19 protein-coding genes are annotated in these 23,731 nt (G+C 59.0%); 8 read left to right on the top strand and 11 right to left on the bottom strand.

The window, feature by feature from the left end:
* The first annotated feature begins 47 nt into the window (after positions 1-47).
* The 3 genes from GDR53_RS16105 to GDR53_RS16095 all read left to right on the top strand — a co-directional run bounded on the left by GDR53_RS16105 (position 48) and on the right by GDR53_RS16095 (position 4,766).
* Positions 48-2,264, top strand: coding sequence for a LamG domain-containing protein (locus GDR53_RS16105; protein ID WP_193335467.1), 2,217 nt, complete (start codon positions 48-50; stop codon positions 2,262-2,264).
* A 220-nt stretch (positions 2,265-2,484) separates the two neighbouring features.
* Positions 2,485-3,297 (top strand): sugar transferase, encoded by an 813-nt coding sequence (locus GDR53_RS16100; RefSeq protein WP_193335466.1) that lies wholly within the window; start codon positions 2,485-2,487, stop codon positions 3,295-3,297.
* An 83-nt stretch (positions 3,298-3,380) separates the two neighbouring features.
* Complete coding sequence (locus tag GDR53_RS16095) at positions 3,381-4,766, top strand: O-antigen ligase family protein (RefSeq protein WP_193335465.1); 1,386 nt, start codon at positions 3,381-3,383, stop codon at positions 4,764-4,766.
* Between the two features lie 61 nt (positions 4,767-4,827).
* On the opposite strand, the gene GDR53_RS16090 is transcribed toward GDR53_RS16095, so the two are convergent.
* The 7 genes from GDR53_RS16090 to GDR53_RS16060 form a co-directional block, all read right to left on the bottom strand.
* A complete protein-coding gene (locus GDR53_RS16090; RefSeq protein WP_193335464.1) occupies positions 4,828-5,571 on the bottom strand; it encodes an SDR family NAD(P)-dependent oxidoreductase in 744 nt (247 codons plus the stop codon).
* Positions 5,572-5,573: 2 nt separating this feature from the next.
* A complete protein-coding gene (locus GDR53_RS16085; protein WP_193335463.1) occupies positions 5,574-6,866 on the bottom strand; it encodes a class I adenylate-forming enzyme family protein in 1,293 nt (430 codons plus the stop codon).
* On the bottom strand, positions 6,863-7,108 hold the full coding sequence (locus GDR53_RS16080; protein ID WP_193335462.1) for an acyl carrier protein: 246 nt from the start codon (positions 7,106-7,108) through the stop codon (positions 6,863-6,865). Before GDR53_RS16080 ends, GDR53_RS16085 begins: the two co-directional genes overlap by 4 nt.
* A 48-nt stretch (positions 7,109-7,156) precedes the next feature.
* A complete protein-coding gene (locus GDR53_RS16075; protein WP_193335461.1) occupies positions 7,157-8,611 on the bottom strand; it encodes an MBOAT family O-acyltransferase in 1,455 nt (484 codons plus the stop codon).
* 37 nt (positions 8,612-8,648) lie between these two features.
* The gene (locus tag GDR53_RS16070; protein ID WP_193335460.1) at positions 8,649-9,695 is read right to left on the bottom strand and encodes a hypothetical protein; all 1,047 of its coding nucleotides are present in this window, start codon (positions 9,693-9,695) and stop codon (positions 8,649-8,651) included.
* Complete coding sequence (locus GDR53_RS16065) at positions 9,696-11,015, bottom strand: glycosyltransferase family 87 protein (RefSeq protein WP_193335459.1); 1,320 nt, start codon at positions 11,013-11,015, stop codon at positions 9,696-9,698.
* A 260-nt stretch (positions 11,016-11,275) separates the two neighbouring features.
* Positions 11,276-12,465, bottom strand: a protein-coding gene (locus GDR53_RS16060; protein WP_193335458.1) for an IS3 family transposase whose coding sequence is annotated in 2 segments (ribosomal slippage) — positions 11,276-12,207 and positions 12,207-12,465 — 1,191 coding nt in all. Because the reading frame shifts where the segments join, the coding sequence is not laid out codon by codon here.
* Between the two features lie 387 nt (positions 12,466-12,852).
* On the opposite strand from GDR53_RS16060, the gene GDR53_RS16055 reads away from it, so the two are divergent.
* From GDR53_RS16055 to GDR53_RS16045, 3 genes are all read left to right on the top strand, one after another.
* Positions 12,853-13,653: a metallophosphoesterase family protein gene (locus GDR53_RS16055; RefSeq protein ID WP_193335457.1), complete on the top strand. Its 801-nt coding sequence runs from the start codon at positions 12,853-12,855 to the stop codon at positions 13,651-13,653.
* A gap of 365 nt (positions 13,654-14,018) precedes the next feature.
* A complete protein-coding gene (locus GDR53_RS16050) occupies positions 14,019-14,285 on the top strand; it encodes a hypothetical protein (protein ID WP_193335456.1) in 267 nt (88 codons plus the stop codon).
* A 72-nt stretch (positions 14,286-14,357) separates the two neighbouring features.
* Positions 14,358-15,484, top strand: a protein-coding gene (locus tag GDR53_RS16045; RefSeq protein WP_210321345.1) for an IS3 family transposase whose coding sequence is annotated in 2 segments (ribosomal slippage) — positions 14,358-14,598 and positions 14,598-15,484 — 1,128 coding nt in all. Because the reading frame shifts where the segments join, the coding sequence is not laid out codon by codon here.
* A 104-nt stretch (positions 15,485-15,588) separates the two neighbouring features.
* Here GDR53_RS16045 and cysQ read toward each other — a convergent pair.
* From cysQ to cysD, 3 genes are read right to left on the bottom strand one after another with little or no spacing between them, the layout of a single operon-like run.
* The gene (gene cysQ / locus GDR53_RS16040; RefSeq protein ID WP_193335454.1) at positions 15,589-16,380 is read right to left on the bottom strand and encodes a 3'(2'),5'-bisphosphate nucleotidase CysQ; all 792 of its coding nucleotides are present in this window, start codon (positions 16,378-16,380) and stop codon (positions 15,589-15,591) included.
* A gap of 28 nt (positions 16,381-16,408) precedes the next feature.
* Positions 16,409-18,307, bottom strand: coding sequence for a sulfate adenylyltransferase subunit CysN (gene cysN / locus GDR53_RS16035; RefSeq protein WP_193335453.1), 1,899 nt, complete (start codon positions 18,305-18,307; stop codon positions 16,409-16,411).
* A complete protein-coding gene (gene cysD / locus GDR53_RS16030; RefSeq protein WP_193335452.1) occupies positions 18,307-19,215 on the bottom strand; it encodes a sulfate adenylyltransferase subunit CysD in 909 nt (302 codons plus the stop codon). The genes cysN and cysD overlap by 1 nt, the downstream gene beginning before the upstream one ends.
* Before the next feature lie 440 nt (positions 19,216-19,655).
* On the opposite strand from cysD, the gene GDR53_RS16025 reads away from it, so the two are divergent.
* Entirely contained in the window at positions 19,656-21,083 is a 1,428-nt protein-coding gene (locus tag GDR53_RS16025; RefSeq protein WP_193335451.1) for a mannose-1-phosphate guanylyltransferase/mannose-6-phosphate isomerase, read from the top strand.
* A 289-nt stretch (positions 21,084-21,372) separates the two neighbouring features.
* The gene (locus GDR53_RS16020) at positions 21,373-22,194 is read left to right on the top strand and encodes an NAD kinase (protein WP_193338130.1); all 822 of its coding nucleotides are present in this window, start codon (positions 21,373-21,375) and stop codon (positions 22,192-22,194) included.
* On the opposite strand, the gene GDR53_RS16015 is transcribed toward GDR53_RS16020, so the two are convergent.
* On the bottom strand, positions 22,191-23,396 hold the full coding sequence (locus tag GDR53_RS16015) for a DUF2336 domain-containing protein (RefSeq protein ID WP_193335450.1): 1,206 nt from the start codon (positions 23,394-23,396) through the stop codon (positions 22,191-22,193). The genes GDR53_RS16020 and GDR53_RS16015 overlap by 4 nt on opposite strands.
* Between the last annotated feature and the right edge of the window lie 335 nt (positions 23,397-23,731).

The following is a 23,731-nucleotide window of genomic DNA, read 5'->3' as shown; positions in this document are numbered from 1 at the left end:
CATTATTCAATGGCGGCCGACCATAATATGTTCACCAGGGAAATATGATGAACAGTGACCTTCGCGCTCCCATGGTGCGCCGTAGCAATATCAGCCGACGCAACTTCATCGTCGGCGCTGCAGGGCTTGCCATCGCGCCGGCGTTCGCCCAGTCGCGCGGAGCGGAAAATCCTGTGGCCTATATCTCGCCGACCGGTCAGGGTGACGGCCTGTCCCTTCAGCAACCGGCCTCCCTTGCCCTGCTAGGTGACTTGATCAAGGCGGTTGGCCCAGGGGGTACGGTCTTTATCCTTGCGGATCGGGGCAGTTATCATCACCAGCTTACCGTCGAGATCGCCGCCGGCGGCACGTCGGGTGCCCCAGTGTTGATCATGGGTGCCAATGCCCAGGGACAGCCCCTCAAGGCCACGATCCGTGGCAATCGCAAACGTTGGAGAAGACCGACCCGGGAAAGCCGGGCCATCAATGCCGCTGAATTGGGCGGAGACACCACGTTCGTCTTTGCCAAGGGGGCCTCGCACCTCATTTTCTCGTCCCTTTCGCTTGTCGATACCGGACGGGTATTCGACTTCACCGACCAAACTGAAGGCGGCATCACCATCGAGGACGTGGACTTCCATAACGTGCGGGATGGTTTTTTCACCAGCGAGGAAAGCGAGCTTAGTAATGTCGTCATTCGGCGCTTTTCTGGTGTCGGCTTCTCCAAGAAGGCCATTCGTGTGCATGGCCGGTCGCACGACTGGATGATCGAGGATTGCGAACTCGACAGTGGCTGGCAATTCGGTGACAACTTCGCCGTGGGTATCGAACTGAATCATGAGGCTCACGACATATCAATTCGCGGTGGCTTTACCATCAACTGCCTCGACAAGCAGGATGGCGATCCAGAAAAATACTGGAATGCTGACGGTATTGCCTCGGAGAACGGGAACTATAACGTTTCCATTTCTGATCATCGGTCGGCCGGAAATAGCGATGGCGGCTATGATCTAAAGTCTGAAGCTACAGTGCTTACCCGTTGCGTTGCCGAGGATAACAAGCGCAACTATCGCATCTGGGGTGGCATGGGAGCCGATCCACTAATCATGGAAAAGTGTCAGAGCCTGACTCCACGGTCGCGTGGCGGCACAGGCGCGGCTGCGCACCTCTGGTTGTTCGGCAGCGACGGGGACGGCGCCTCGGCCGCATCTGCGATTTTCCGTGACGGGGTGATGGCGGACTCTGCCAGCGGCAGCGCCGTAGTGTACGTGGACGGCGGAAACGTGGCGGTTCACCTCATAGACACCGATCTAACCGCACTGGGAAAACGGGAAAGCCTCGTCGAAAGTGAAGGCGAAGGCGCTGGCAATTCTGTCGTGGTCGGCAGTGCTTCCGACCCCGACCTCCGCGCAATCACAACGCCCGCCGAGATCAGTGCCATCGAGGGCTTCAGCAAGACCGTTATTTTAACCGCTGAAGGCGCCGCGAGCTGGCGGATTATCGATCCCCAAGACAGTCCAGAATATACCCTTTCCGGCTCCAGCCTCACCCTGTCTCCTGCCGTCGTTGGCAATTCTCCGAGGGTCACTATCCAGGCGCGTGGTAGCAATGGAGTCTCGGTGCGTAAGACGTTTTATGCGGATATACAGGCCAATCCCATGGGCGCAGGAACGGCCCTAGCAATAAGCTTTGCCGGTGTCGATGGAGCTACCATCGCTGAAGACCAAACAGGCCTCAACATTGTCGAGTTTGCCGGTGAAGCCCAAATCCTCGATAACACGTTGGTATTCAGCCGCGGCGAAGATTTCGTGACCATCCCGGACAGCGACAACTTCTCCTTCTCGGGTCCGTTCACCATCGACACTGAGTTTATGATCGACAACCCTCTCGAGGAGGGCGGCCAGGACGTGCTGAGCCATTGGGGAGACGCTTCGCGTCAGCGCGGTTATGTAATCCGCTGTGAAGAAGCTGGGTCGCTAACCTTTGCGTGGACGTACGACGGCACCGACCAAAACGTCTCTTGGATCGAAGGACCCGCGCTGGAAGCCGCGCGGTATTACAAGGTTCGCGTGGACCGCGATAACGCAGGCACAATGAGGCTTTACGTGGATGGCAGGATGGTTGGCAGGAAGACTGATTCCGGCACGCCGATTCTGAACGCGGCAGTTCCCCTTCGCATCTCCGGCCGTGCCAACGGAAAGTACGGGGCCAATGGCCGCATGCGGTCGCTGCTGATCAACAACGGCTACGCCCTTACGGGCTCTGATCTTGGCTATCAACACTAGCGTCGACTGCGTTCCCCGACAGACTATTGCGACCTGTCGTCGTCTGCACGTGCTGATGGCGACTATTTCGCAACACAAAACCCCCAACTTATGGGGAAGTAACCATTCACCGAAAAGTTGAACGCCAAAATTCGCGGAACATGATTATAGTGCTGATAAGTTAACAAATTGTATTTCGATCGATCAGCGGCGGCGGGCGATTGAGCAAGAGGTTGCTAATATGTCGGTACATAATATCCAGCATGCCGGCTCTAACCCTCAAGTCGCCGAGGGATACAAGCCGGTTATTGCCCCAACGACGCTGCCTGTGAGAGGGCCAACACATGCCCTTGGTAACACGACCGGGGCTCGCGTCGTCAGTCAAAGTGGCCTTCCGTCCTTCTGGATCGACAAGGCTCCCGTTGGGTATCGCTCATCTGCTCGCCGCATTGTCCACGCTGGTGCCAAGCGCTTATTCGACATCGTCTTCGCCCTCCTTGCGCTCTTTGCGCTGCTCCCACTGCTGGTTCTTACGGCACTTGCCATTAAGATGACCGACCGCGGGCCGGTGTTCTTCATGCAGGATCGGGTTGGAAAAGACGGTCAATTCTTTCAGATTTTCAAATTTCGATCGATGTATACCCATAGTTGCGACGATACTGGAGTGGCTCAAACCACGGCAGATGACAAGAGGATCATGCCAATCGGTCGCCTTATCCGCCGCACCAGCATCGATGAACTGCCGCAGTTGCTGAACATTCTCAAAGGCGAGATGTCCGTGGTCGGACCCCGCCCACATGTCAGCGGCCAAGCCGCCGCTGGCCTTCCCTACGATCAAGTCGTCCCCTACTACTCCTATCGCCACGCAATGCGCCCAGGCCTGACTGGCTGGGCACAGGCGAATGGACTGCGTGGGCCTACCTTTGACCGGGATTTGGCCAAGGCTCGTATTGATCACGACGTGGCATACATCCAGAACTTTTCGGTCTTCCTTGACCTCCGGATCATCGCGCAGACCGCGACACGTGAGTTCTTTTCCGGAAGCGGTTTTTAACCGACATGCGATAATGGATTATTGGTGATCTCAAAGCTGACGCTTTCAGGCGCGCAGCAACACTATGACGTCAGGGAAGTCACTTGAATCCATATGCCATATTCCTGCCTGTCATGTTGCCGCTTCCAATGGTGGCAGTTGGCCTGGTCGTTTGGTTCATCGTCACCGTAAGGGCGCTGACGGGTCAGCCGCTAACGATGAAGTTCCTATATTTGGCCCTGTCGGTTCGTTTCATGGCGAACTTCCTGCACACCTATACGGCCTATCCGCTGATCGCGGGCCAGTCGATAAATTCGCTACTGGGACTTGCCATCATTGTTTCGGGGTTGTTGCTGTCGCGCAACCATCTGATCCGCTATAGGGCGTTTCTTCCAGTCCTCGTGTTCATCGGCGTGATGATTTTTAGCGCTCTGTACAACAACAGCACGTCTGGACTGCTCAACGCCTTGTTACGCCAGGCCTTGTTCATTGTCGTTGCTATCAGCTTCGTGCGCGTTCTGGATAGCGACCCCAGAGACGGCAGTTTTCCGCCGCGGCTGTTGTCGATCTTCGCCGCGCCAATCGTCATGCAAGTGATGTCATTAGTATTCAACATTCGCAACACACTCACGGAATCTGACGGATCCGAAAGTTTCATCGGGGGCTACCTGCACGAAGGCGTGTTCTCGGTTCTGCTGCTGTGTGGCCTGTCGATAACTGTCCTCTCGCGTGGCATGCCTTGGCGTCGCGCTACCCTCTACGCCACCATTTTTTTCATCGCGATCGTGTTTGCCAACTATCGGACAGTCTTGCTGGCGTCCGTCCCGATAATGGCGGGGCATCTGCTGATCGGCAGTGGCCAGGGGTTCAAGGCGGATATGGCCGTCTTGGTGCGCATCCTGGTTGGGGTGGCCACCGTAGTGATAGGCATACTGCTGTTCACGTTCCTGGCTCAGAGACTAACCGATATCGCCACTGCTGCCAGCGATATTTCCAGCCTGTTCAAGCCGCCTGAACTATTCGATTCGCAAGATCGCAAGCTGTTCTCCGGGCGCATCCTAATCTGGAGCGACTACGTCTTCACTACAATCAGTGGGAGTATGTCCCATATCCTGATCGGTTTTGGCCCGGACGCCTGGGAAGGTACATTCGCCAAATATGCGCACAACGTATATGTGTCTTACATCTACGAGTTCGGCTTCATCGGCGTGGCCGCCCACCTGATGGTCACGGTGTCGTTCTTCTGGATGGCTATTTCCACGAAGCACTCCCGTCGCTGGGCTGTGGTGGCTTGTCACATCGGCTATTCCATGGTCTCCCTCGGCACCATGCCCACCGTGACCATCGAGGGCGTCATACTCTATGCAACGATCTGTGGTTACACATTGTATTATCGGCTGGCCTCGAAGCAAAGAACGCCGTTCTTGCTAGCTGAAAATGCTCGCCACTTCGCCTCGCGCGCGCGACGCGGCAAGCTTAGGTTCAGCTAACACCGCCGAGCCAGGTCCTTCCGCAGAGGAGTGAGCCAGCAGCACTCCAGGAGAATTTGGATCAGCAGCTGATGCCGCCATCCACAAGGATCACCTGCCCTGTCACCATGGCCGACGCGTCGCTCAGCATGAAGCGCAACACGCCCAGCACATCCTCCTCCGAGGCAAGCCTGCCCAGAGGCGTCCGATTGGCAATCTGGGCCAGTTGTGCCGGCGTGAGCGTCGAAGACATCTCCGTCGCCACATAGCCCGGCGCCAGGCTGTTGACGGTAATCTGGCGGCGTCCAAGCTCACGTGCCAGCGCCCGCGTCATGCCGTCCATTCCAGCTTTTGACGCACTATAGGCTGCCATGCCGTTATAGCCGCGGCTGCCGATGATGGAGCTTACATTGACGATGCGTCCACCGGTGTTCTGTTTGAGCAGCACCTGTGCGGCGGCACGCGCCGCCTCGATGGCGCCCAGCAGGTTGATACGCAAGATACGATCGCTCTCGACATTGGGAAACGAGGCCAGGATACCTGCTTGGGCAACCCCGGCATTGTTCACCAACCCATACAGTCCATCGTCTCCCGCCGCCGCCACCGCGGCCTTGACGAAGCCGTCGGCTTCCCCTTCATCGCCGATGCTGCAGGCCTGCCAGAAGACCCGGTTCTTGAACTCGGCATCATCGAGCAACCGCCCGATCCCGTCGCTCATCGATCGGCTACAGGTGGACACGCGATAGCCATCGGCCAGGAGGCCCTTGATCATGGTCAGGCCGAGACCGCGGCTGCCGCCGGTGACGATGACGTGCTTGCGTTGCATTGCTAACCCTTTTTGCCGGAGGCTTTGACCTCGATTGCGTCGACGATCGTGAACTTGCGTGGCTGCTGATAGCTCGGCAAGGCAGTCCGGCATGCCTCGATAATGCTCTTGCGCGTCGAAGCGGCGTCCACGCCGGGTGCCAGCACCACCTCCGCCGCCACAAGCGCACCGCTGATCGGATTTGGCACGCCGTACACCCGTGCTTCGGCGACCCCCGGCTGTTTGAGCAAAAATGCCTCAATGGCCAGCGGATAGACCTTGGAGCCGCCCACATTGATGGTGGCATCGTCCCGTCCGATGACCCGTACTCGATCGCCCTCCAATTCAACCCGGTCCGCAGTCGCCAGCCAGCCATCCTCGAGCAGGGGCTGGCTCGGCTCGGCCAGGTAACCGCGCATGGCATTGGCAGTCTTGATCTGCAGGAAGCCGTCGCGAACGCGCAGCTGGACGTTCCGCTCCGTACGCTCCAGCCAGGACGCTGGGAAACCTTCCCTCCCGTCATGCACAGCATAAACCACCCCCGCCTCAGTCGAGGCATAGGTATGGGTCACCCGGGCTTGGGGAAAAGCCGCATGGAGGCGGTCCAGCGTAACCTGGTCGGCGGCTTCGCCGCCCAGCGTGATCTGTCGGAGCGACATTTCAGACGGCTGCGCCACCATCAGGAACGAGCGCCAGAACGTCGGCGTCCCGCTGATCTGGTTGACCCCGTGCCGGCGCGCCGCTTCGTAGAAGCCCGCTGGATTGCGCTGGTCCGGCACCACAACCAGACCCCGGGTCAGGGCAGCCGTCAGCATCACCTGCACCCCCGCAAATCCGGTTGGCTGATATGTGAGCAACCAACGTCCGTCCGAATGGACGCCCTGACCAAGCGCGCTTCTTGCCCTTGCCAGCAGGGTATCGAGGGTATGGGCCGCCACTTTGGGCCGCCCCGTCGTCCCCGACGTCATCATCATGACACGGCCGGTGGCCGACAAAGCCTCAACCTCACGCCAGTCTGTTTCCTGACCGAGCACAGCCTGAATGCCGTGCTCGGCGCAGATGGCATCGACATGCTCGCTCGACACCGTTGTATGAGCGATAAACAGGTCCACCCCTGCCCGGCTACAAGCCTCAATGGCGCACATGAGCTGTCTTGGATCATCGCTTTGCACCAGCGCGCGGGTCGCCCCGTGCTCTGCAAAATCTGCCATCAGACCGTTGACGAGCCCGTGCACCTCCCCGCGCGTCGTGACCGTCTCGCCCGACGCGACCAACGGAGCCAGTGGCTCGCTCGCCAAGTCAAGGCCCTGGCTCATTTGGCGTAGAGCTTGGCCAGTTCGCCGGCTGTACGAAATTCGATGAAGCCGTGGGAGAATGGGTCGTGCCCGATGCTTCCCTCGAGCTCGGAAACCATCATCGCAAGGTCAAGCGAATCGATGGCGAGGGCCCCGCTCAGCAGTTCAGTATCAGCGGTGATCGCAGGCACGACCTCGCCCTTGTCCTCTAGAATCTGTACGATAACGCGCTTTATTTCTGCAAGGGCCTGATCTTCGTTCATGATGTCACTCCATTCACTTGATGTTGTTTGTTCTGGCTGATCCAGGGATCAGAACCTGAAATAGATGAACTGCTGGCCCATACCATCGAATGCACCCAAAAGCACAATGGACAGTGCCAGCGCATAGTGTAGACCCCAGGTCCGCCAGAGTGGTTGGGTCACCACGTCCCCGAGCTTGCGATGCTGGAAGCATTCAGGCGCCATGACGATGACGATACCCAGCAGCGACAGCGCCATTGCCCTTGTGTCACCCTGCAGCACTGACCTCAGACTGCCGGCAATGTCGTCCCAACCCGTCCATAGATTGCCCATCATATAAAGGGCATCCCCCATATTGGCGGCCCGGAACAGAATGTAGGCGAAACACACGAGAGAAAAGGTTCGAGCGATCTTGAACGCTGTGTAGCTCCTTGGAAACCGCGTCAGCCCGACATTTTTGGCAAACTTGTTCCAGGGCTTCTGGACCAGCAGCGAAATGACGATATAGGCACCATGAAGCCCACCCCAGGCAACGTAGTTCCATTGCGAACCGTGCCAGAACCCCGAGATCAAAAAGGTCGACATCAACGCGATGAGGATCAGGTTGTAGAGCTTGATCCTGATCCATTTCGATCGCGTGATCGGCGTATACACATAATCTGTCAGCCACGATGTCAGCGATATGTGCCAGCGTTTCCAGAAATCCTGCACGGAAACTGCAAAATACGGACGGTCAAAATTCTGCATCAACTTGATCCCAAGGACCATTGATGCGCCCAGGGCCATGTCGGTATAGCCGCTGAAATCAAAGTAGAGCTGGAAAGCATAGAGCCAGGTCGCAAACATTGTGGCGACGCCGTCAAAATCCTGCGGCGCCGAATAGACCCGGTCCACGAATGGGGCGATCCGGTCCGCCACCACCACTTTCTTGAAGGCCCCCCAAAGCATCAGCTGCATGCCAGCAATTGCTAGCGGATAGCTGAAATTCGGCAGCGCATGCAATTGCGGTAACAGGTTCTTTGATCGCTCGATCGGGCCCGAAATGACCTTCGGAAAGAACATCACATACAAGCTGAATAGCCCGAAGTGGCGCTCGGCCTTGTCCCCTCGATAGATGTCGATCAGATATCCGATCAGCTGGAACGTGTAGAATGAAATTCCGAGCGGCATCAGCAGCGGAATGAGGGGATGGTCGGCACCCGACCAGCCGACCATTGGTCCCAGCACGCTGTTGAAGAATGGCGCGTATTTGAAAACGCAAAGATTGGCCAGGAGCAGCACAATTCCCGTCGTCAGCAGCGTCTGCTTGCCTGGCTTGGTTGCTGCCCGCTCAATACCGAAGGCGATACCGTAGGATACAGTTGCTGCAGCAACGATCTGCAGCAGGAATGTCGGTCCAGCATAGGCATAGAAGAATATACTGGTCGCGAGTAGCCAGATCCAGCGGGCGGCCGGCGGGACCAGCGCATAGCCGGTGGCGGCGGCAACAAAAAACACGAGGAACTCAATGCTGGTGAAGATCACCTCAACTTACCTCCCCGGGATCCAAGATGCATGCAGATCACGATGCACCTCCGCACGTCGATGGATTTCCGGCAGCAATGTCGCCTCCCAACTGAGCGCTGCGAACTTGACGACCTTCATTGTTGAGGTGATAGACCGTATCGAAGAACTGGTCGGTGTCGAACACATAGTCCTGCGGCGGACGTGGCAGCCGTCCCTGGAGCGCGGCCGACAATTGCTGGTGGACCGCTTGCAGTTCGGGAACATGCTGATCATAGAAGACGCGCATCAGCGGTGTGTATGACATCACGACCCGCACATCCCGGGCCTCCATTGCCTGAACAAACTCCGCGATCATCGGGATAACATCGGGATCGACACTATGGCCAACGATGCCCTGCTCGAAATCGTATGGCCAGTCCACGCCGAGATGGCTGACGAGATCGCCTTCCGGCGTGAAGCCGCTGAATGTCTCGATCGTGTAGATCAAGCTGCGTGCATCTTCCTCGTTAATATCGCCTCGTATAATCGCGTCGACCTGGGACAAGCCGTCACCGATTAGCCGCAATGCCTTTTGTCGCGCAGCGTAGGAAACACCGGCAGTTGCGACGTCCCACCGCTGCTTCCATGTCATCGCTGCGAACGCGCGCGGGTTGGACTTGCTGACGACGAGAAGGTCTGTGCTGGCTCCGTCAACAGTCTTGAAATAGTTGTCCCACTCGAAGGCCAGCACGACGACGTCGCCGGCCCGCAGCTCAGGCTTCACTTCATTGAGCATGAAGCGCACACCGAAATAGCCGTTCATGCCCATATTGACGACTGGACATCCAACGGTCGCCTCGATGGCCTTGCTATCGATGCCGAATGCCAGGTTCGAGCCACCAACCAACACCACGCGATGGCCGGGCAGCGCAGCCAGTCGATCATGCTTGACGTTACTGGCGAGCGCGTAGTCGTTCTGTTCAGGCACCAGGAGCACCAAGGCAACGACAGAGAGATAGACAAGCACCCCCAGCAGTACCGCGCCGCCCAGGAATCGCCAGAATCCCCAACGCTCGTGTTTCGCGTGCGGTACCGTAGCCTTGACCGGATTGATGGCGTCCAACTATGCCGCTCCCGAATGGCCACTGCCGCCAAGCTCTCGCTGCGACTGGCGCGTGGAACCGGCGATGCGTCGGCGGGCCCAGATAAGAATACCGAACAGAACAAGCCCGGCGACGAGTAGATAGGAAAACAGCCATGGCAAGAGCGGATCAATGCCCGGCAGAGGCCGCCACTGCACATAGGCAAGTGCACTTAGCAGGATCGCCCCGCCAAGTGCGAGCATGGGATCCCTGGGGTAATCCGCGTCCCGGATTTGCGCCCATGCCCAGACCGCAGGAATAAGCAACCAGCTATAATAATGAGTCCAGGTAAGCGTGCTGATGAACAGCACCAAAGCCACGATCAACACAAAATCCGCCTCAAACGCCGCCACGCCGACCATCCAACGCTGCCATGGCGCTGCCGCCCAGATAGCCACCAAGCCAAGCGCTGCGGTTGCGAGAAGGCCTACCAGCTTGATCGCACTGGGAACTGCTACGGGCTCCCATGCGCCGAGCACATCGACGCCGTGATGAAGCCGTGCCAGGGTCGAAGCAATAGAGTGTGAGTTGATGGCTGCAATGGGCTCGCGCGAAAACGTGCCGATGTTGGTTTCATACCACACCAGGTTGGTGTTCCACCCGAAGACAGCAACAGAAGCCACGGCGCAGACGCCGAGGACGAGTCCTGCCCCCAGCACTATGCTCCACCGCAGCCGGATCGCTGCATAGACACAAAGCAATAACAATGGCGGCTTGACTATTGCCGAAATGCCCAGAAGGAGGCCAGCTCGAAAATCTTGGTTGTTGCGCAGAGCCGCGATAGCCATCAACAGCGTGAGCAAGACGAAGTGCGATGAATTCCCTTCGCGAACGCTGTACCAGAGGGGACCGAAACTAGCAGTCACGAAGAGGCTGATCCCGCGTTCCGGCCGGCTCAGGCCAAACAGATCGCCAGCAAGCCACCACGCATACGCAATGGCAGCCACGCCAATTGCCATGAACAGCCAGCCGGCCAGTTCCGACGACAACAATGCGAATGGCACGAAAATGTAGGCCACGATGGGCAGGTTCACAAAACCACCATCAACGCCGAGACGGAGCAGCGGCAACAGTTGATCGGGGCCGGACATGACAGCGCGACCGGCTTCCCAATATACGGGTGCAAAGTCGTCGAAAAGCTTCCCCGGCTGAATGAACATGAAGATGGCAAGGGCCATACAAACGGATATTGCCCAAGCGACTGCCCAGAAAAAGCGTGACGGGACATTGGCCAGCGCCAGGCGCCACAGCAAAAAGCTGCCGCCGCACATGGCCAGGACTTGCGCAATGAGGAATACCAAAGATCTCATATCATGCCATTCGTATCTCTAGTTCTTCCGGAGAATGCGACCGGCCGATGCCGACGATGCATGCCTGAAATGCTCCCCCAACAAGAGCACATCGGTAAGAGCCGGAGCAAGAGGGAGCAACAGTGGGACTGGCACGTTTCTGCCAACACAGTTACTGCCGGCGGCCATCTTTGCTGGCCCGGCTAGCCAGAGACGAGCGTCGCTCCGCGGGATTCAGGCGCCGGTATCGGCTGTGACGTTGCCCCCAACTTCTATCCAGCGTGAAGTAGACTCGGGCGGTTAGTTTGGTCGATCTGGCCGGGGTGAGCGACGGGGGCTGGCGCGGAGCTGGTCATTGAGCGGAGCGGCAGATCCCGTCGCGGGTTGAAGGTGTCGGCGTATTCGGCAGGCGTCATCCAACCCAGCCGCGAGTGCGGCCGGTGCAGATTGTAATCGGCGCGCCAAGACGCCACGGTGGCCCGGACGTGAGCAAGCGATGGGAACAGGGTCTCGTTGAGCATTTCGTCCCGCAGCCGGCCGTTAAAGCTCTCGATGAAGGCATTCTGGATCGGCTTGCCAGGGGCAATGTAGTGCCAGTCGATCCCCATCCGGTCAGCGAAGCCCAGGATGGCATTGGACGTGAACTCAGTCCCATTGTCGCTGACGATCATCTTGGGGCGTCCTCGAGTAGCCATCAGCGTCTCCAGCTCTCTGGCAACGCGCAGACCAGACAGCGAGGTGTCGGCAACCAAGGTCAGGCATTCGCGTGTGCAGTCATCGACCACTGTCAGCACCCGGAAGCGCCGACCGTCGGTCATCTGGTCGGAGACGAAGTCCAGGGACCAGCGTTCGTTGGGCGCCATTGGGATCAGCATCGGCGCCCTGGTGCCCATGGCACGCTTGCGGCCGCCTCGACGGCGCACCATCAGCTTCTCCTCGCGATAGATCCGGAACAGGCGCTTGTGATTGACCTGATACCCTTCCCGCCGCAGCAGGACGTGCAGCCGCCGATAGCCAAACCGTCGCCGCTCATGGGCAATGGCCTTCATCCGGTCGCGCAGCACGATGTCATCGGTTCGCAGCGCCTGGTAGCGCATCGTCATCCGGCAACATCCCAATACTCGGCACGCCCGCCGCTCGCTCATCCCATAGGCAGTCTGGAGATGGGCGACAGCATCCCGCTCGGCGGCGGGCGCTACCATTTTTTTCCAAGAAGATCTTTCAGCGCGGCATTATCGAGCATGCTGTCGGCCAGCAGCTTCTTGAGCCGGGCGTTCTCGTCCTCAAGCGCCTTCAGTCGTCGGGCCTCGCTGACGTCCATGCCGCCATACTTGGCCTTCCATTTGTAGATGCTGGCATTGCTGACGCCATGCTTGCGGCACAGGTCGGCAACTGGAACGCCGGCCTCCTGCTCCTTCAAGATCGCAATGATCTGCTCTTCGGTGAACCTGGTTCGCTTCATCTCTGGTCCTTCTGATGGGGCCAGAGCCTACTTCAAACTGGATTAGGCGCAGGGGGCAACGTCAGCCGGCCTTCATCATGAATCCAGGGGCAGTATTGACGCCATCGCTCAATGTGTACCCTTCTAGATACAGAGGCAGATTGCCGCTGGTCGCGGCACCCGTCGCACGCCTACACACCACGGCGAAAAAGGTAGCTGATGTCCACGTCAGCGTCACGATGTGGCGATACCATTTCGCCAATGCCGACCATCGATATAGTAAACTGAGAGTTTTTTGGTGGTTGGTTTCTACTTTACGCTCGCCGACCGTTGGACTTTCAACCTAAGCCGGCACTTGCTCAGCCTATGCGTCGGCAGGGATGGGACCAAAGTACTATGATGTCTCGCTTGCGCTCCATACTGGGTCTAAGGGCCCGGCCCGAGGAAAATCCTATACCAGCGCGGCAGCGGCTGGTCCTGTCGTCCTTTCCGTCGGCCATCTACGCTGTCGGCGACGTACATGGCTGCCTAAGTCAGTTGCGTCGGCTCCAGGATCTGATCATCGGAAACGGCGAAGCCATCTCGGGCGAAAAGTTGATCGTAATGCTTGGCGACTATGTCGACCGCGGACCGCAATCTTCGTCTACCATCGACTTTTTGATGGAGCCCCTCCCCCAAGGATTTCGCCGCATCTGCCTGGCCGGCAATCACGACGAGATGATGCTGGCACACGTCCAAAACCCTCAGTTTGCTGAGTGGCTAGGGTATGGTGGGCTTGAAACCCTGGCGTCCTACGGCATTGATCCGGACCTCTACCGAGCCGCCCCGATCCGTCACCGCATCGCGCTGCTGCAAAGCCACATCCCAGAGATACATCTCGATTTTCTGGCCAATCTACCAGTCCTTGTTTCAGCGCCAGGTGTCGTGTTCACCCATGCCGGTTTTCGACCAGATATTCCCCTTGCAGATCATGACGATGCTGACTTGATGTGGCCAGTCCATGACTATGACAGTGCGGCTTATGCAGGGCTGCCTCTGTCTGTGCACGGCCACACGGCTGCCCCTACGCCACAAGTTCACCAACACCGCATTTGCGTTGACACTGGCTGTTTCGCTACAGGCACTCTGACCGCGGTGAGGTTACAGCAAGGAAAGAAGCCGAACCTTCTCAGTGTCACCAGTGAATCAGGTGATCGAGCTCGGGCGTGACAGCGGCAGATCAGTAGTTGCTGAAGCGCCGTAGACCTAGTTTCAATTGATGACGATTCGATGCTGTCAGATTGTTAATCCACTTCTTCAAGGAAGTGATTTGCAATTGCCAAGCCCTATTTCCTGGATCTGCGTTAACGCGTTGTACAGTTTGTTCAGACAGCTTAACTTGACCTGACACTCCGATCTCTGTTGGATGAGGTCTCGGGCTCGCGTTACCAACAGAGAAGATTGGCCACACTGGGCGAGTTAATGCTTGGGTGTACGTGACGACACGCCGGCGTTATCCCTAATTCGAGCCTTAGATTGCCGATCTCAGTTAACTCATACACTAGTTGGCATCCCGCAGCATTGAGGGTAAAGAAATGGCCGTAGCATTTGCTGACCAACTACCGATCCGCCGCGAAGAGATGGTTTTGTCCATAGATCCTGAAATCGTCGCGGCTATGAACCGCTGGAGACTAGAGCAGGCACCGGTGCAAAACTGCAACGAGGCCATAATTTCGTTGATTCGCCTTGGGCTCGCGTCGCAGAAGCTGGCCAGCCCTGATACTCATGCCCCAGACTACGAAGTGGAACAGCTGGCCAGACAGTTCCGGGTATTTTTGGCTAAGAACGAAAACCCACGTTGATTTTCGATGCGAGTGAATAGCCCCTAGATTTGTAGACGCCTTCTTCCCTAATTTTGAGGCAAGGAGGCCTACATGGGCAAAGGCAAGTTCACCGACGATTTTAAGCGGGACGCGGTGCGTCAGATCACCGAGCGTGGGTATCCGGTTTCGGAGGTTTCGCAGCGCTTGGGTGTGAGTGCCCACTCGCTCTATGAGTGGCGCAAAAAGTATTCTGGGGCGATCGATAAGGGCGATGAACAGTCCGAAGAGATCCGGCGGCTCAAGCGCGAACTGGTGCGGGTCACCGAGGAGCGCGACATCCTAAAAAAAGCGGCCGCGTACTTCGCCAGGGATGCAAAGTGAGGTACGCGTTTGTTGCCGAGCATCGCCAGCAGTTCTCGGTGCGCACCATGTGTCGGTGCCTGCGCATCCACCCCAGCGGCTTTTATGCGTGGCTCAAAACGCCACTGAGCAAACGGGCCCAGGAAGACATCCGTCAGATCCGGCTGATCGAGGACGCCTGGAACCAGAGCGGCAAAGTCTATGGCTACCGCAAGCTGCATGACGACCTGCTTGATCAGGGCGAGACCAGTTGTGCCAACCGCATCGCCCGCCTGGCCAGACTGGCCGGGATCAAGGCCCAGATCGGGTATCGACGCCGACCCGGCACCTATGGTGGCAAACCATCGGTGGTGATCGACAACACCCTGAACCGGCAGTTCGACGTCGCTGCACCCGATACCGCCTGGGTGACCGACATCACCTATATCAAGACCATGGAGGGCTTTGCCTATCTGGCCGTGGTCATCGATCTGTTCTCGCGCCGCGTGATCGGCTGGTCATTGCAAAGCCGGCAGACCAGCGAAGTTGTCCTACAGGCTCTTCACATGGCGGTCTGGCGCCGCAAGCCACAGAACACCGTGCTGGTCCATTCTGACCAGAGCTCCCAGTTCACCAGCATGGACTGGGCCAGCTTCCTGCGACACCACAATCTGGTTCACTCCATGAGCCGGCGCGGAAACTGCCACGACAATGCCGTGGCCGAGAGCTTCTTCAATCTGCTCAAGCGCGAGCGGATCAGGCGACGGACCTATCGAACCCGGGGCGAAGCCCGCCAGGATGTGTTCGACTACATAGAGATGTTCTACAATCCGACCCGCAAGCACGTCCGCAATGGCATGCTATCGCCCGTCGAGTTCGAGAAACTGCACCAAATCTAACCCCGAGGGTGCCTACAGAACACGGGGCTATTCAGCACGCTGAGCACTGAGGCTGTCGCGTGCGGCAGGTTAGTCTGCGCAGGCCCACCAATCCGAGAACTAGCTTACCGCAACTCTGGATCGCCAAAGGCAACGAAGTGGGGATTTGCAAAATCGGTGTCATGAGCCTGGTTGCGTTTGCCATAACGCAGTGGCTCGCCCGATAGCGTTTCAACCCTGCCGCCGGCAGCACGCAGCACTGCGTCGCCCGCCGCCGTATCCCATTCCATGGTACGGCCCAAGCGGGGATAAAGATCGGCTTCGCCCGAGGCGAGTAGGCAGAACTTGAGCGAGGAGCCTGCAAACACGAACTGCGAAATGGCAAAGCGGTCTAGCCAGGCGCCTACGGCACTGCCGCCATGGGACCGGCTGCCAACCACCGCCAACCCCGCCAGGTTGCAGACACGCACTTCGATTGCCTTTCGATCTACCAACGCGCCAGCGACGACGCGACCATGTCCGGCACCGCGTCCGCTTTCGCCCCACCAGATGCGCCCCAAGGCGGGCGCATACACGACGCCCAGAACTGGCGCACCGTCCTCAATCAGGGCGATATTGACGGTGAATTCACCATTGCGATTGATGAATTCCCGACTGCCGTCGAGCGGATCGACAAGTAGGAAACGTTCGGCAGTCTCCGGCAAGCACCCTGCCGCCGCGGCCTCTTCGGCCACCACCGCCAAGGACGGCGCGATCCGGGCGAGACCGGCCAGGATAATGGCCTCCGCCACCACGTCCGCCTTGGTAACGGGCGAATTATCGTCCTTGAAACGAACCTCGAAATCGGTGTCGTAGAGGCGCATGACCTCGGCGCCCGCCTCGAGGGCCACGCCGATAAGTTGCTCGACCATCGTCATTGCCTGTTTCCCGTCGCGTATGAGCCAGCTAGAGACCCAGAGCTCGATAGAGCTCGTCGGCTAAAACTACCGGTTCCTGCTCCGCACCATGCAGCACCAAATCGCTCCGGGTCGGCGGCTCGAAAGGGCTGTCGAGGCCCGTGAAGTTCTTTATCTCGCCGGCCCGGGCCCGCTTGTAGAGACCCTTGGGATCGCGCGCCTCGCACACCTCGAGCGGTGTATCGACATAAACTTCAAGAAAGCTGATTTCCCCAGCTATCTCGCGCGCAAGCTGCCGCTCATTGCGGAATGGCGAGATGAACGACACCAGCACGATTAGCCCGGCATCCGCCATTAGCCGAGCCACTTCGGCCACGCGGCGGATATTCTCAACCCGCGCGACTTCGGTAAAACCGAGATCCCGGTTGAGCCCGTGCCGCACATTGTCACCGTCCAGGATATAGGCATGCCGGCCTTCAGCGGTGAGCCGCTTTTCCACGAGATTGGCAATTGACGACTTGCCCGAGCCCGACAGACCGGTGAACCAGATAATCTGGGGCGCCTGCCCCTTCATCGCGGCGCGCACGGCGCGGTTCACGTCGAAGGATTGATAGGTCAAGTTCTGCGCCCGGCGCAGGCCGTATTCGATTGTGCCTGCGCCCACAGTGGCATTGCTCAATCGGTCCACCAGGATGAATCCGCCGGTCAGCGCATTGCTGGCATAGCTGTCAAAGGCGATCGGCTTGTCGGTGGCAATCGTCACGGTGGCCACTTCGTTGAGTTCGATCTTGGCCGCGGCAGTTTGCTCAAGCGTATTGACGTTGGTACGGAATTTCAGGTCGGTGATCGCAGCGGGCACCGTCTGGGCGCCGACCTTGAGCAAATAGGCCCGTCCCGGAAAGGCCGGCTCCTCGCTCATCCACACTACTCGGGCTTGGAACTGGTTGGAATATTCCGGCGTCTCGCCGGGTCGTGACAGCACGTCGCCGCGCGAAATGTCGACTTCCCTGTCCAGCACCAGCGTCACTGCCTGTCCGGCCACCGCCTGGCCGAGGTCACCATCCAGGGTGACGATGCGACGGACCACAGCCGGCTTTCGCGAGGCGGCGATGAGGATTTCGTCGCCTATGGCAATAGCGCCGGAGGCCACAGTGCCCGAAAAGCCACGGAAATCGAGGTCCGGTCGGTTCACCCACTGCACCGGGAAGCGGAACAGCTCCAGCGTTCGGTCCTCGCTGATGTCGATGCCCTCAAGATATGGCACCAGGGCTTCCCCTCCATACCAGGGCGTGCGCGGGCTCTGCGCCAGCATATTGTCGCCGCGCAATGCCGACACAGGTATCGCGGCCAGCGTCTTGAAGCCGAGCGGTTCGGCGAAGGCCCGGTATTCGGCGACGATGCGATCAAAGACCGCCTGATCATAGTCGATCAGATCGATCTTGTTGACCACCAGCACCACATGCTTGACCCCAATCAGCGACAGAATGAAGCTGTGTCGCCGTGTTTGGGTGAGCACGCCCTTGCGCGCATCGATCAGTACCAGCGCTAGATCGGCATTGGAGGCACCGGTCGCCATGTTGCGGGTATATTGTTCGTGGCCCGGCGTATCGGCGACGATGAACTTACGCTTGTCGGTGGAAAAGAACCGATAGGCCACATCAATGGTAATGCCCTGTTCACGCTCCGCGGTGAGCCCATCCACCAGCAATGAAAAATCGATGCCTTCGTCGCCAGTATGACGATTGTGGCTTTCCTTTTTGAGGCTCGCCAGTTGATCATCTAGGATCAGCTGGCTGTCATAGAGCAGCCGGCCGATTAGTGTCGACTTACCGTCATCGACGCTGCCGCAGGTGAGAAAGCGCAGCATCGACTTGTCGGTCTGCTGTGCCAACCAGAGGGCAATGTCGGCCTCGGCATTGATGGCATTTCGAGTGTCATGCAGGTTCATCAGAAATAGCCTTCCTGCTTCTTTTTCTCCATCGAGCCAACGCTGTCGCTGTCAATCAGCCGGCCTTCCCGCTCGGATGTCCGGCTCGCCTGCATTTCCATGATGATCTCGGGCAGGGTCGCCGCCGTCGAGCGGATCGCCCCGGTCAGCGGATAGTCGCCCAGCGTGCGGAAGCGCACGACTTCCTCGCGCACTGTCTCGCCCGGCTCGAACCGGAAGCGGGCATCATCGACCATGATCAGCGTGCCTGCGCGTTCCACCACCGGACGCGATTTGGCATAGTATAATGAGGGCAGCTCGATGCCTTCGGCATAGATGTAGGTCCAGACGTCCAGCTCGGTCCAGTTGGAGATCGGAAACACCCGCATGCTTTCACCAGGATTGAGCCGCGTGTTGAACACCCGCCACAGTTCAGGGCGTTGGTTCTTGGGATCCCAGGCGTGGCTGGCATTGCGATGGGAAAAAATACGCTCCTTGGCACGTGACTTTTCCTCGTCGCGGCGCGCCCCGCCAATCGCCGCATCATAGCGACCCGCATCCAGAGCCTGGCGCAGCGCCTGGGTCTTCATGATGTCGGTAAAGCGTGAGGAACCGTGGTCGAACGGATTGATGTTGGTGGCCAGCCCTTCGGGGTTGGTGTGGGTGATCAGCTCAAAGCCGTGCTTTGCCGCCATGGCGTCGCGAAACGCGATCATCTCGGCGAATTTCCAGGTAGTATTTACGTGCAGCAGCGGAAACGGGATTTTCGACGGGAAGAAGGCTTTGCGTGCCAGATGCAGCAAGACGCTGGAATCCTTGCCGATCGAATACATCATCACCGGCCTCTCGAAACTGGCCGCCACTTCGCGCAGGATCTCAATACTCTCGGCTTCCAGCGTCTGCAGATGGGTGAGTGAATTGCTCTGCACGGGAACCAGTCTCCTTGGTCAGGCCACCTCAATGGCCCGAAAACAAGCCCTTTTGGTAGGCCGGACGTCGCGGACGATCAAGGCAGAAAGCGCCCAGCACGCGGGCGCGAACACCCATCAGGTACAATCATCTCATTGAATTAGCTTCAGAGAGATAGCGCTCTGAATCACCCGATCATCTGCGCAGTAAAATGCGCCGCACCCCCACATGGCAGAAAAAAAGTTCTTCGCGGGGAGTGCCTCCACTCGCCCGACGCTACGCATTCGCACCGGAGGGCAGCCATGCGCCCAACGCAATGCTGTTAAGATCGCCCGAAATTCTTGCGTAATGGGTATTAATCAATATCATTGAACCACCCGGACAATACATCCAAAATAATCTGATTACCGTTAGCTTCCCGGCAATTGCAAAAAGCCACTTGTTTTGAGGTACCTGTCGAATGTCCAAACTGATCGTCCCGGTCATTCTCGCAGGTGGACAAGGCACGCGGTTGTGGCCTCTCTCACGCGCCGCCCGGCCTAAGCAGTTCCTTTCGCTTACTGGCGATCAAAGCCTTTTCCAGCAAACCCTGGATCGTGTGGGCGACAGCGCGCTCTATGCACCGGCCGTGGTGATGACCAATGCGGACTACCGCTTCATAGTGGCAGAACAAGCCGCCGACATGGGCGTGACCCTGCAGGGCATTTTGCTCGAACCAGTGGCGCGAAATACAGCCGTCGCCATTGTGGCCGCGGCTGCCTTCGTTCGTGAGCGCTTTGGCGACGATGCGATCATACTCGTACTGCCCTCCGATCACGAAATCGATGTCGACGCAGGCTATCTCGAAGCCATCCAGCACGCAGCGACCGCCGCACGCGCCGGCGATCTGGTCACTTTCGGCCTGCTGCCAAGTCACCCTGAAACCGGCTATGGCTATATCAAAGCGCAGGCTGAAGTCGGTGGCGGCGCGAGGTCGGTCGAGAGCTTCGCAGAAAAGCCGGACCTGGCGCGCGCCGAGCAGATGCTTGCCGAGGGCGGCTATTTTTGGAACTCAGGCATGTTCATGCTCGGCGTCGGTATCTTCCTGCGCGAATGCGAGATGCTGGCTCCGGAGACCTTTGCTGCCGCCATCACTTCGGTGTCCCAAGCCAAGACCGATCTGGATTTTGTCCGTCTCGACGAGACCTCTTTTGCCAAGGCCCCCAATATCTCGGTGGACTATGCTATCTTTGAAAAGACCACGCGGGCGGTAGTGACGGCTGTCAATTTCGACTGGTCGGACCTCGGCGCCTGGGACGCAGTGTGGAAAACCAGCAGCAAGGATGCCTCCAACAATGCCAGCCGCGGCAAGGTTACCCTGAGTAATGTCAGCAACTCGCTGGTAATCAGCGACGCGGCCCACGTCGCTGTCGAGGGCCTGGACGACATTGCGGTGATTGCCACCGACGACGCAGTCTATGTCGGCAAGCTCTCCGAGGCACAAAAGGTAGGGGCCATGGTCAAGGTGCTGCGCGCCGGCAAGACCACCTCCGGTCTCACCGAAATACACAAGACCGCCTATCGGCCCTGGGGTGGCTATTCCTCGATTTTCAGCGGCGACCGCTTCCAGGTAAAGCGCCTCTTTGTCACGCCGGGCAAGAAGCTCAGCCTTCAGAAGCACCACCACCGCGCCGAGCACTGGATCGTGGTGCGTGGTACGGCCCACGTCACCATTGATGGCACGGTCACGACGCTTAGCGAGAACCAGTCGATCTATCTCCCCCTCAGCTGCGCCCACCGCCTGGCCAATCCGGGCAAGATTGAGCTCGAACTCATTGAGGTTCAGACAGGCTCTTATCTCGGCGAAGACGACATCATTCGCATCGAGGATGAGTTCGGACGAGCCTAGCCATGCCTTCAGTGCGAGAGCTACATTTTGGCGCTGGCGTGGAGATTTTGGCGGCCGGATGGATCCGCATAACTTTGGCCCGCCAGTTTCTCCGGCAGACTGTCTTACTTACCTTCCGGCCTGAAGCCACCGCAACAGCGTCGACCCGCTGCTGCCGACAAAGGCGAATACTGTCCGCTGCTGAAATCACCTCTAGCGATCACTCGACATTTTTTTCGGGGGGGGGGGCGGCGCTCGTCCCGTGCCACTTTGCGCCGACATCGAGTCCATGGCCGCATGGGTAACTGGCATGGTGACGGGGGACGTGATAGATCGGCGCAATGATGGAGAGGCCGACTTGGATCACATTTCTTCTAGAGTCTGCTTTGTGACGAACGGGACGCCCGAAGCGGATGCTGCAGCCGCTCAGCTCAGGGCCCGATACGGAGATTACCCCGTCGATACCGCGGACGTCGTGGTGGCACTGGGCGGCGACGGCCTGATGCTGCAGACCCTGCACCGCGTGATGGGCGTGGGCGTACCAGTCTATGGCATGAACTTTGGCTCGGTCGGCTTCATGATGAATACATTCTCGGAGGACAACCTCCTCGATCGCCTCGAGGCTGTCCAGCGGACACGCATCTATCCGCTGTCCATGCAGGTGCTCGACGCTGCCGGAGAAACTCGCACCGCGCTGGCGCTCAATGAAGTCTCGCTGTTCCGTTCAAGCTATCAGGCGGCCAAGCTGCAGATCGTTGTCGATGGCGAGACCCGCCTGGAAGAACTGATATGCGACGGCGCCCTGTTGTCGACCCCGGCCGGTTCGACGGCCTATAACCTCTCCGCCCACGGACCCATCCTGCCCATCGAGGCACCCCTGCTGGCCCTGACGCCGATCTCCCCGTTCCGGCCCCGGCGCTGGCGCGGCGCCATCCTGTCCAACCGCGCCGTGGTCAAGTTCATCACCCGCGAGGCAGTCAAGCGGCCGGTCAGCGCTGTCGCCGACAATGTGGAATTCCAGAATGTGCTTGAAGTGACCGTCTTCGAAGATCGCTCTCACGGCGTGACGCTGCTGTTTGATCCCGGCACCAGCCTGGAAGAACGCGTGTTGAGCGAGCAGTTCCGCTACTAGGCCGCCGGCAGCGCGAGCCGGGGCTCCGGCCTCTGCAGCGAAACCAGCATGGCCGACTGCGTTTCCCGCGCAAAGGCGGCCATCACGCCGCGCGCCGCCTTGCGGGCCAGCACGATATTCTGCTCGCTGAGATAGGCGAATGCCTCTTCCAGTTCTTCGGGAATGGCGCCGTCATGTTCGGCGATCAGTTCCTCCGTCAGCGCCGTCACCACATAGTGCCGTGCCCCGGCATCGTCGGCCAGGTCGCTGGCGCGCGCATGCATAACCAGCCGGGCCAGCAGATTGCGCACCCCCTGCCCCAGTCCGCAACGCACCAGCAAGGCATTCAGGGCCGCCCGGCTGCCGCTCTCCAGCAGGGCAAACACCTTGGCCCGCGGCGCCTGCGCCAGCTCGGCCAGGCAGTCGGCAAAAAACATCACATGCCCGGTGACCACTGCATGCAGCAGCACGCGCGTGTTCAACCGGTCATTCAGCACCAGATCCACCACATAGTCCGGGCAGGCTTTGCCGGCCTCCCGCTCGCCAATGGCCGACAGCGCGGTGTCGCCGCTATCCTGCAATACCCGCCCCAGCCGATCGCTGGCCAGTGCGCCCTTGACCAGCCGGGTCTGGCGCAGGGCATCGCTGACCTTCTGCACCAGCAGCAGCCGCGTGGCCGCCGTCAGTTCCGGCCGCCCGAGCAGCGCCCCGCGCATCGTGGCATCGCCGCCATGCGCCTGGGCCAGCTCGTTCAACAGGGTCGTTGACAGCTCAACATCGGTCCGCCGCAACAGCCGCAGCGTCAGCTGGCAGTCATTGCGGGCAATCAGCGCCGCCGCCAGCCGCGGGCTGACGCTGCTGCGCTGGCAGATGGACAGCAGCATGGCGACGTCGAATTTCTTAGCCAGCCCGATCAGGTCGGCGTCGATCAGCACCGGCGAATACTGCAGCACCGCCCGCGCAATCACGGCGCTGTCCTGCAGCAGGGCCAGAATGATGGGGCGCGGCGCCGCGCTGGAATGCAACAGTCCATAGGCCAGCGCTGCACGCACCTTGACCGACGGATCATCGAGAAAGCCGATCAGCGCCGCATAGAGAGCGGCCTGTTCATCAGCCGCACCGGAATGATTGAGATAGGCAAGGGCCGATAGATGCGCCGCGCTGCCACGATCTTCGCTGTCGAGCGAACGGGAAAGGAAAACAAACTCGTTATACGCAACCATACTGCCCTCCGCACACCGGCAGCGGACATCCTATTCAGGAAGGTTTAAGGAACCGTTCACCATAAGTGCACACTAGGCGGGAGTAGCTAGAGAGCGGCGACGATAAGGCCGAACAACTGGGATGCGCCTACCCACGCAGCTGCTACCAGGATCCAGCAGACTAGAGCCATGCCAACAATGGCCCATCCCCGGGGAAGGCCGGCTAAGTTTCCAACATTTGATGGTGTTACAGTGCTACGCACGGCTCTCTCCTCATTTGATCAGGATTAGATGCCTCACTAGAACGGTACTAGATTAAACGTACCTAAATAATAGTGGTTGCATTCCTTCTCTTT

It is taken from the genome of Devosia beringensis (assembly GCF_014926585.1).
In the GTDB taxonomy this organism is placed as follows: domain Bacteria; phylum Pseudomonadota; class Alphaproteobacteria; order Rhizobiales; family Devosiaceae; genus Devosia; species Devosia beringensis.
The sequence above is the reverse complement of the archived record's forward strand: the minus strand, read 5'-3'. Positions and strand labels throughout refer to the sequence as shown.

Coding starts and splice junctions, on each gene's coding strand:
- GDR53_RS16105 (WP_193335467.1), top strand. CDS start 48: ATGAACAGTGACCTTCGCGCTCCCATGGTGCGCCGTAGCAATATCAGC.
- GDR53_RS16100 (WP_193335466.1), top strand. CDS start 2,485: ATGTCGGTACATAATATCCAGCATGCCGGCTCTAACCCTCAAGTCGCC.
- GDR53_RS16090 (WP_193335464.1), bottom strand. CDS start 5,571: ATGCAACGCAAGCACGTCATCGTCACCGGCGGCAGCCGCGGTCTCGGC.
- GDR53_RS16085 (WP_193335463.1), bottom strand. CDS start 6,866: ATGAGCCAGGGCCTTGACTTGGCGAGCGAGCCACTGGCTCCGTTGGTC.
- GDR53_RS16080 (WP_193335462.1), bottom strand. CDS start 7,108: ATGAACGAAGATCAGGCCCTTGCAGAAATAAAGCGCGTTATCGTACAG.
- GDR53_RS16050 (WP_193335456.1), top strand. CDS start 14,019: ATGGCCGTAGCATTTGCTGACCAACTACCGATCCGCCGCGAAGAGATG.
- cysQ (WP_193335454.1), bottom strand. CDS start 16,380: ATGACGATGGTCGAGCAACTTATCGGCGTGGCCCTCGAGGCGGGCGCC.
- cysN (WP_193335453.1), bottom strand. CDS start 18,307: ATGAACCTGCATGACACTCGAAATGCCATCAATGCCGAGGCCGACATT.
- GDR53_RS16025 (WP_193335451.1), top strand. CDS start 19,656: ATGTCCAAACTGATCGTCCCGGTCATTCTCGCAGGTGGACAAGGCACG.
- GDR53_RS16020 (WP_193338130.1), top strand. CDS start 21,373: ATGGTGACGGGGGACGTGATAGATCGGCGCAATGATGGAGAGGCCGAC.
- GDR53_RS16015 (WP_193335450.1), bottom strand. CDS start 23,396: ATGGTTGCGTATAACGAGTTTGTTTTCCTTTCCCGTTCGCTCGACAGC.